Source organism: Leptodesmis sp., assembly GCF_052746595.1.
The window spans coordinates 9,736-17,835 of record NZ_JBRAGO010000086.1 but is presented as its reverse complement, the minus strand read 5'-3'; the positions used below and the strand labels follow the sequence as shown (position 1 = coordinate 17,835).

Sequence of the window (8,100 nt, the reverse complement as noted above, 5' to 3'; positions counted from 1 at the left end):
ACCCTGGTCATTTTCCATCACGATCCGCTCCATGATGATGCGTATCTGGATGAAATTGGTACTCAGGTGAAGCGAGCTTTTCCCGGTGGACTGATGGCCAGAGAAGGACTGTCAATTCCGCTATATAGTCCTCCTTTGACCTCTAGGTTTATGCAGAAAGCAAAGGTTTCGGTTCAGCCCACTGCATGGGAAACAAGTATGTCAAAATGTAAAGCGTGCGAGTAACTTCTACGCTAACCAACAGTCTGACCCCCACTGCCGTTGCTCTGGGAAATTTTGATGGGATTCATCAAGGGCATCGGCAAGTCATTCAGCCTATCCTGAAATCGCTCGATCGCCCCAATCCGCCTCCTTACACCACAGTCGTTACGTTCCATCCCCATCCTCAAGAGTTTTTTACAGGCCAGCCTCGCAGTCTGCTCACCCCTTTGGAAGAAAAAGTAGCTCAGTTGCAAATTCTGGGCGTGGATCAGTTGGTTATGCTTCCCTTCGATCGGGAATTAGCCAGCCTAACGCCAGAGCATTTTGTGGCAGAGATTTTAGTCAAAGGCTTACAGGCTAAACAAATCAGCGTGGGGCAGGACTTTTGCTTTGGCCGACACCGCACGGGGACGGCTCAGGATTTGTGCATGATCGCGGCAGAATATGGCATCGACGTGACGATCGCTCCCCTGAAATTGCTGGATGGTCATCGGATCAGTAGCTCAGCGATTCGGGCCGCCCTGCAGCAGGGGGATATTCAACAGGCGAATTATTTACTAGGACGGCCCTATAGCCTGATCGGAGAAGTGGTTCAGGGACAGCAGGTAGGCCGCAAGCTGGGGTTTCCCACTGCCAATCTGAAGTTTCCCCCAGAAAAGTTTTTGCCTCGCTTGGGCGTGTATGCGGTTTGGGCAAATTTGTGCGATCGCATCAATGGTGTACTCACTGAATCCAATGCAGGCATTCCCGGTGTGATGAATTTGGGCTATCGTCCCACCGTTGATGGCAACTGCTTAGTAGCAGAAGTGCATCTGTTCGACTGGTCAGCCGACTTGTATGGCAAGACGCTATCCGTCCACTTTAGTCAATTTATTCGACCAGAGCAAAAATTCACCGCCTTAGATGAATTGAAAGTTCAGATTCAATCCGACTGTTTAGCCGCTAAGGCTGTTCTGTCAAATTTCAACCATCCTTGAGCTACTCCCACTGGCTTTAGCTTTCGAGTGCCAATGGTCATGGATTGTTCCCCTACTCCCTACTCCCTCGGCCAGCGCTTTCGGGGGCTAATGGACACGACAGTTGCTCTCTTAATCCTGAAACACCTGGATGCTGCCGGAATAGCAAGCCACCCAAACTTGATTGGTGTCTCCATCATAGGTGATGCCGATCGGAGCCGAATTCACCGCTACACTTTGCACCACCTGCATATCCGACGTGCGAATTTTGCTCACCGTGTCTGAGTCATAATTCACGACATAGAGAAATTGTCCATCACTGGAGATCGCCATGCTGCGGGGAGATGTACCGGTAGCCACCTTTGCCATCACGGCTCTACTCGCCAGATCAATTTTGGCCACCTGGCCTTCCCCATTTAAAGTGGCATAGAGATATTGACCACTGGGATCCAAATTCAGGTGTCGGGGAGAATGGCCAACGCCGCGCAGCCAATCCACCGAAAAATCCTTCAAGTTAATCGCAGCAATATCGTAGGATCCCATCACCGCAACATAGGCAATCTGCGAAGCATTATCTACAGCAATTCCACGCGGGTAAGGGCCAAGCTGGATGCGGTGGACTTCCTTATTTTGCTGGGAATCAATCACGCTGACATCCCAGCTACACCAGTTACTGGCCAGCACATAGCGATTGTCTGGCGTAGTGGCGACATACTTGGGAACGGCTCCTACCTGCACCACGTTGTCGATCGCCAACTTTTCAGTGCCAATCCGGTACAGAAAACTTGGCTCATGGTTTTGATCGGGGCTGCAATCGTCATCAGCGGAACTGGTAAAGCCTGCCCCGTACATCTGATAGTTGGATACCCACGCGGTACCGCCGTCTCTGGTAAAAGCCGCCTCTACGGGAGCACCATTCTGAACGCCAGGAAATTGGGGGTAGCCGTAATCAGCCAGACTAATTTGATCGGAAATAGTTTTGACCAGATCATACTGGCGGTTATAGACGGTGATGCTGTGGTTATACATCATGTTTTGGGCAAAGAACAGCCCCTTATCCGAGGAAACGACGGACTTTGGGGAGAGGGCACCCGTAATCGTTTTCACCAGTTCCATGCTGGGATTGCCCAGTTTTTCCCGCATCACAAAGTCCAGATGGCCCTGGTACTCCGCCAGTTTCTGCTGCGCGATCGCCTTTTGCGGATCGCTATCGGGAACCGCCTTCAGGTGGGCGATCGCCCGTCGCCAATGACTGGCTGCTTTCTGCCAATCTCCTTTAGACTGGGCCTTCAACCCGATCAGATAGGCTTGATAGCCTTCATCCTTAGCAAGACTAATGAAATCGTTTTTGTCCGTTGGGGGTGAAGTGTTTTCCTTTGGAGATGTCGCAGTTTTTTTTGCTGCAGGTGGAGCGGCATCCTTAGGGAATGGTACGGTTTTGTCAGCGTTGACAGTTACTTGTGGTGCCTCTCCCCACAGGTAGCGAAACCAGATGATCGTACTGCTCATGACAAATATCAGGGGCAGACTCAACCACAGCGCCAGCGTCAGGGGAGTGGCCTGATTCCAGCAGAGCAGGGGAGAAAACAGAGGCGGCTTGTCGGTGGTGGTTTCCAGGCCAGGAATTTCCAGAGTTTCTGCAGCAGGTTCCAGCGGGGCTGCCGAGTTAATTACTGTGGTTGAATCCAGCACAAAGGGATTTGTCTCCAACTCCGGCGGCTTCAGGGAGAATTGCTGGATCCAGTTGGGCGTGCTTTGTCCCAGGATACGGCTGTACACGATTGTGGAAGACACCCACCCCAACCCTAGCCGCATCAGCCCCCGTCGAATAAACTCGATCGCCGGAGAGGGAGCCAATGCTCGTTCAGATTCCAACAAGATGTGCAGATCCCCATCCCGCAACACGGCTCTGGCAGACACACCAATGACCTGCAAACTGACATTCATAAGGGTTGCGATCGCATTTGCATCGCCCTCTTGCGCTAGCTGTAAGAGATTTGACTGTGCCATCCTGGGAACTCACCGACACACTGAGTCACGATAGCCGATGAGCATCATTTTGCAACAAAAATTTTGCTTCCGCCTCTGGGGGGCGGGATTGGAAATTGGGGATTGGGGTTTTTGGCTCTGAGAAACTGTAACAGAACCCTTAAGACTGATTGATGGTTGGCATAGATTGACTAGAATTGAGTCGTAATCCCCGGTAATTAGGAAGGCTAAGTTATGTCCGATCTCGATCGTGGCATCATGAAGTTCAGAGGAGCCGATAGCCCGATTGCCATCACCCTCTCGTCGGTGTTAATCCTGGGCAGTATCGCCATCTTGATCTTATGGGCACTTCAATCCGCTTACACGTTGGGATAGGTCGAGAGTTCTCGACTTATCTAGCGGTCAAATTTAGATGAGATATTGTCATGGACATGGAGTTCCATGTCCATGTTGCTTTAGTACCGATATGGCTAGTAACCTTAATTCGTTCTAACTGGGGCGCTAGGATTCGAACCTAGGAATGGCGGGACCAAAACCCGCTGCCTTACCGCTTGGCGACGCCCCATTGCGTCTTTGCCTTCCCTATAATAACAGTTAAACAGGGCAAGCTGTCAATCAGTTTAGAGAAATTTGTTCTTGGCCCAGCGTGCAGGAATGAAGACTCTACAGTAGAATGGGAGGCTGTAGATTACTGAAAGTTTGGGATTGCGCGGAGGTTGGGTTGCCAAAATTTATTCTCAAAGTGCTTTGGTTAGACAAAGATGTAGCCCTGGCTGTTGACCAGGTTGTGGGTAAGGGTTCCAGTCCTCTGACTTCTTATTTTTTCTGGCCTCGTAATGATGCCTGGGAACAGCTTAAGAATGAGCTGGAAGCCAAACATTGGATTTCGGAGGTCGATCGCATTGAGTTGCTTAATAAAGCCACCGAAGTGATTAACTACTGGCAAGAGGAAGGTAAAAACCGTCCGATTACGGAAGCTCAAGCTAAGTTTCCAGAGGTTGTGTTTACGGGTAGTGCTTGAATTCAGACTGTTTTGATCAGAGTGCTCTCCTGCACTATCCCACTCAACACCAGTACTGTTCTTCTGCGCGAGTTTTTGATATCTTTGACTCAAAATAGCCGCTCTGCTACCGAAATGGTAGCGTTAGGGCGGTTTTTTCCATAGAGTAGGGATTTAAGGCTGGCAAGAGTTCGCAAATAATATTTGAGACTTTGACCATGTTTTGATACGGTTTATTACAGTTATTTGAAATTAGTTTACAATCTCGCGGACTGCGATTGCCGCATTACAGACGTTCAGTAGGTAGCTCCATGTCAACAAGCATTAGCCCAGATCAGGTAGACCGGATTGTCTGGAACCAGCACCATAACCCATTTGAGGTGCTAGGTCCCCATCAGGTCGAACAGGATGGAAAATTGGTCTGGGTAGTACGAGCTTACCAACCAACGGCTGATGCAGTTTGGGTGCTGCTGCCGGAGCAGCGACAAGAGTACCCTATGCAGTCTACTCACCACCCTCACTTCTTTGAATGCACGATCGACATCCCCGAACTGGCCAACTATCAGTTACGGATTAAGGAAGGGGAGCACGATCGCGTCATCTATGATCCTTATGCCTTCCGTTCTCCCTGGTTAACCGACTTCGACATTCACCTGTTTGCTGAAGGGAACCACCATCGAATTTACGAAAAACTGGGGGCACATCCTACCGAACTGAATGGCGTTAAAGGGGTTTACTTTGCAGTGTGGGCACCCAATGCCCGTAACGTCTCCGTTTTGGGTGACTTCAACCATTGGGATGGCCGCAAACACCAGATGAGCAAACGCGGCAACGGGGTTTGGGAACTCTTCATTCCCGATATTGGCGTGGGTGAACACTACAAATACGAAATTAAGAATTGGGAAGGTCATATTTATGAGAAGTCAGATCCTTACGGCTTCCAGCAAGAACCTCGGCCCAAGACGGCTTCAATCGTGACCGATCTAGATTCCTACACCTGGAATGACCAGGACTGGATGGAAGAGCGTCGCCACTCCGATCCACTGACCAAGCCCATCTCTGTCTATGAAGTCCACCTGGGTTCCTGGTTACACGCCTCTTCCTCAGAACCTGCCAAACGACCCGATGGCACGGAAGAACCTGTCGTCATCGTCTCCGAACTGAAGCCCGGTGCTCGTTTTCTCACGTACCGGGAGCTGGCCGCCAAATTGATTCCCTATGTCAAAGAGTTGGGATTCACCCATATTGAACTGCTGCCTATCGCCGAGCACCCGTTTGATGGTTCCTGGGGCTATCAGGTCACGGGCTACTACGCTGCCACCTCTCGCTTTGGTAGGCCGGAAGACTTTATGTACTTCGTGGATCAGTGTCACCAAAATGGTATTGGCGTAATTGTGGACTGGGTTCCTGGCCACTTCCCCAAAGACGGGCACGGACTGGCCTTCTTTGATGGCACTCACTTATACGAACACGCCGACCCCCGCAAAGGTGAACACAAAGAATGGGGCACCTTAGTCTTTAACTACGGACGCAATGAAGTCCGCAACTTCCTGGTGGCCAACGCCCTCTTCTGGTTTGATAAGTTCCACATTGATGGGGTGCGGGTGGATGCCGTAGCTTCTATGATCTACCTGGATTACCAGCGCAAACCGGGCGAGTGGGTCGCTAATCAGTACGGGGGGCGGGAAAACATCGAAGCCGCCGATTTCCTGCGGCAAACCAATCACGTTATTTTCAGCTATTTCCCTGGGGTACTGTCGATCGCAGAAGAATCCACCGATTGGCCGATGGTGTCCTGGCCTACGTACGTTGGGGGGCTGGGCTTCAACCTCAAGTGGAATATGGGCTGGATGCATGACATGCTGGACTACTTCCACATGGATCCCTGGTTCCGCCAGTTCCACCAGAACAATGTCACCTTCAGCATGATGTATCACCATAGTGAGAATTTCATGCTGGCCCTGTCCCATGATGAAGTGGTGCATGGTAAGAGTGCCATGATTGGCAAGATGCCCGGAGATGAGTGGCAGAAGTATGCCAATATGCGGGCCTTATTCACCTACATGTTCTGTCATCCTGGCAAGAAAACTATCTTCATGAGCATGGAGCTGGGGCAATGGAACGAGTGGAATGTCTGGGGCGACCTGGAATGGCATCTGCTGCAGTACGAGCCACATCAGAAGTTCAAATATTTCTTCAGCCAACTCAACCGCCTGTATCGGAGCGAACCTGCCCTGTACACCTGGGACTTTGGCGGCGGTCAGGGTGGCTTTGAGTGGATTGATTGCAGCGATAACCGTCATAGCGTGGTGTCGTTTATCCGCTGGGCAAAAGAGTACGAAGATTTTGTCATTGTCGTCTGCAATTTCACGCCCCAACCCCATTCCCATTACCGGGTTGGTGTGCCGTTCAAAGGGTTTTACAAAGAAATCTTTAACAGCGATGCCCGTGAGTTTAACGGCAGCAACATGGGAAATCTGGGCGGGAAGTGGACAGACGACTGGGCCTGCCAAAACCGTCCCTATTCCGTTGATCTCTGCCTGCCTCCGTTAGGGGTGCTGGTCTTGAAGCTTGATAAGGTGAAAACGGAGGAAGCACTGGAGAAAGCCAGCGATCGTCCTACCGAACTTCCCGAGGCTGAGGGTTAAAGCGAATGGGACAGTACGAGCGGTTGGTAATGATGGCAGAGGATGAACTGACCCAGTACAGTACCGAGGCCCGCAAAATCGAAAAGTTACGGCAGAAAATTGGCCTGTCTGTGACGGCGGCTGAACAGAAAACCGTGAAAGAAGCCTTGTTGGCCGAGTTGCCAACTGGGGGACTGGGCAAACTGGTAGAAGAACAACGGCAGGTGATCGCACTGCCGTTATGGGGTATCGCTGGTTTAGGGTTACTGTTTGGAATTTCGATGACTCAGCCACTCGATCTGTTGATTGCAGTCCCAGCTACCATCCTGGCCTTTCGGGTACAAAAATGGGGATGGAAACTGGAGGCCAAACGGTTGTTGTTGAGAACATTAGAAGACATCGAAGAGCGGTTGCGCAATCCAGAGGCGTAAACAGAAAACACAGCAATTCGGTAAGTGGTATATGGCATCGCACTCGTGTCTTATGCCCATATCTTGTGCCATTTCAACGCGGTTGAACAAATAGATAAACATCATCCCGCTGGTACTGTTGCTTGAATCGGGGGTCTTTCTGCAACCGCTCTACAAAGCGTTTCTGAATGTCTGGACTGCTGCGCCAACCGGGGTGACGCACATTCAACAAGACATAGTTGAAATGGCTGATGTCACTATTCTCCGTGCCCTCGATCGCCAGATTAATTGTTGGGCGATGGGTCAGGTGGGGGGCAATCCAGGCGGTGGTTAGCACATTCCCTGTTGCAGGCACTTGAGCGATCGCTTCACGGGTCGCCTGCCAGGTATCCAGCACCTGCACATAACGCACCGCAAAGTAACCAAATTTGGACAGCAGCAGAAACCCAATCAGCGACCAGATCACAATACCGCGCTGATTTTGAATCCAGCCTTTGCCTTGCGCCAGGGTGAGAATTACCGCCAGGAATAAAAAGGGCAGAATCGGTAGCGAGTACTGATGGATCAGATCCTTTTGTAGTTGCACCGTGCTGAGCAGGTTCATCGTCAGGGGAGGAATGGCTCCGACCAATGGAGTGAGGGTGAACCAGGACAATCCCCAGAGTACAGGCAGAAATAACAGCACTAGATATTCCAGGTTATCGAAAGTAAATAGTCTGCCCAGTAATAGCCACGGCTTCAACAGAAGATTCACGACAACATCGGAGAAGGAGGTGCCCAGGTAACTGTAACGCCCTAGATGGCGAGTTAAGGGGGCGGCTTCTGCTCCAAAGTGCGGGATGATGAATTGGGTAGCAGTCAGGAACCAGGCCAATCCCAGAATGACTGCGATCGCCCCATGCCAGCGTCGCTTTTCA

7 protein-coding genes, 1 tRNA gene and 1 pseudogene are annotated in these 8,100 nt (G+C 51.0%); 6 read left to right on the top strand and 3 right to left on the bottom strand.

Annotated features, from left to right (window positions below; translation table 11 throughout):
• Both ACUVQO_RS17285 and ACUVQO_RS17280 read left to right on the top strand, forming a co-directional pair.
• Window positions 1-225, top strand: a pseudogene (locus ACUVQO_RS17285) (hypothetical protein); the annotation flags it as partial.
• Window positions 216-1,178: a bifunctional riboflavin kinase/FAD synthetase gene (locus ACUVQO_RS17280; RefSeq protein WP_445927080.1), complete on the top strand. Its 963-nt coding sequence runs from the start codon at window positions 216-218 to the stop codon at window positions 1,176-1,178. The pseudogene ACUVQO_RS17285 and the gene ACUVQO_RS17280, both read left to right, overlap by 10 nt.
• A gap of 111 nt (window positions 1,179-1,289) precedes the next feature.
• On the opposite strand, the gene ACUVQO_RS17275 is transcribed toward ACUVQO_RS17280, so the two are convergent.
• Window positions 1,290-3,167, bottom strand: coding sequence for a YVTN family beta-propeller repeat protein (locus tag ACUVQO_RS17275; protein WP_445927079.1), 1,878 nt, complete (start codon window positions 3,165-3,167; stop codon window positions 1,290-1,292).
• Between the two features lie 213 nt (window positions 3,168-3,380).
• Here ACUVQO_RS17275 and ACUVQO_RS17270 point away from each other — a divergent pair, with 213 nt between their 5' ends.
• A complete protein-coding gene (locus ACUVQO_RS17270; RefSeq protein ID WP_233743377.1) occupies window positions 3,381-3,521 on the top strand; it encodes a hypothetical protein in 141 nt (46 codons plus the stop codon).
• A 118-nt stretch (window positions 3,522-3,639) separates the two neighbouring features.
• Here ACUVQO_RS17270 and ACUVQO_RS17265 read toward each other — a convergent pair.
• Window positions 3,640-3,711, bottom strand: a tRNA-Gln gene (locus ACUVQO_RS17265).
• A 156-nt stretch (window positions 3,712-3,867) separates the two neighbouring features.
• On the opposite strand from ACUVQO_RS17265, the gene ACUVQO_RS17260 reads away from it, so the two are divergent.
• From ACUVQO_RS17260 to ACUVQO_RS17250, 3 genes are all read left to right on the top strand, one after another.
• Entirely contained in the window at window positions 3,868-4,167 is a 300-nt protein-coding gene (locus ACUVQO_RS17260; protein ID WP_233747839.1) for a 30S ribosomal protein PSRP-3, read from the top strand.
• Between the two features lie 290 nt (window positions 4,168-4,457).
• Window positions 4,458-6,794, top strand: coding sequence for a 1,4-alpha-glucan branching enzyme (gene glgB / locus ACUVQO_RS17255; protein WP_445927078.1), 2,337 nt, complete (start codon window positions 4,458-4,460; stop codon window positions 6,792-6,794).
• Window positions 6,795-6,799: 5 nt separating this feature from the next.
• Window positions 6,800-7,204 (top strand): hypothetical protein, encoded by a 405-nt coding sequence (locus tag ACUVQO_RS17250; RefSeq protein WP_445927077.1) that lies wholly within the window; start codon window positions 6,800-6,802, stop codon window positions 7,202-7,204.
• Between the two features lie 73 nt (window positions 7,205-7,277).
• Here the strand turns inward: ACUVQO_RS17250 and ACUVQO_RS17245 are convergent.
• The coding region (locus ACUVQO_RS17245; protein ID WP_445927076.1) for a DUF2079 domain-containing protein at window positions 7,278-8,100 on the bottom strand (823 nt) is incomplete at its 5' end.

Bases quoted from the DNA above. Each gene is read 5' to 3' on its own strand.
- ACUVQO_RS17250 (WP_445927077.1), top strand. From the start codon at position 6,800: ATGGGACAGTACGAGCGGTTGGTAATGATGGCAGAGGATGAACTGACC.
- glgB (WP_445927078.1), top strand. From the start codon at position 4,458: ATGTCAACAAGCATTAGCCCAGATCAGGTAGACCGGATTGTCTGGAAC.
- ACUVQO_RS17275 (WP_445927079.1), bottom strand. From the start codon at position 3,167: ATGGCACAGTCAAATCTCTTACAGCTAGCGCAAGAGGGCGATGCAAAT.
- ACUVQO_RS17270 (WP_233743377.1), top strand. From the start codon at position 3,381: ATGTCCGATCTCGATCGTGGCATCATGAAGTTCAGAGGAGCCGATAGC.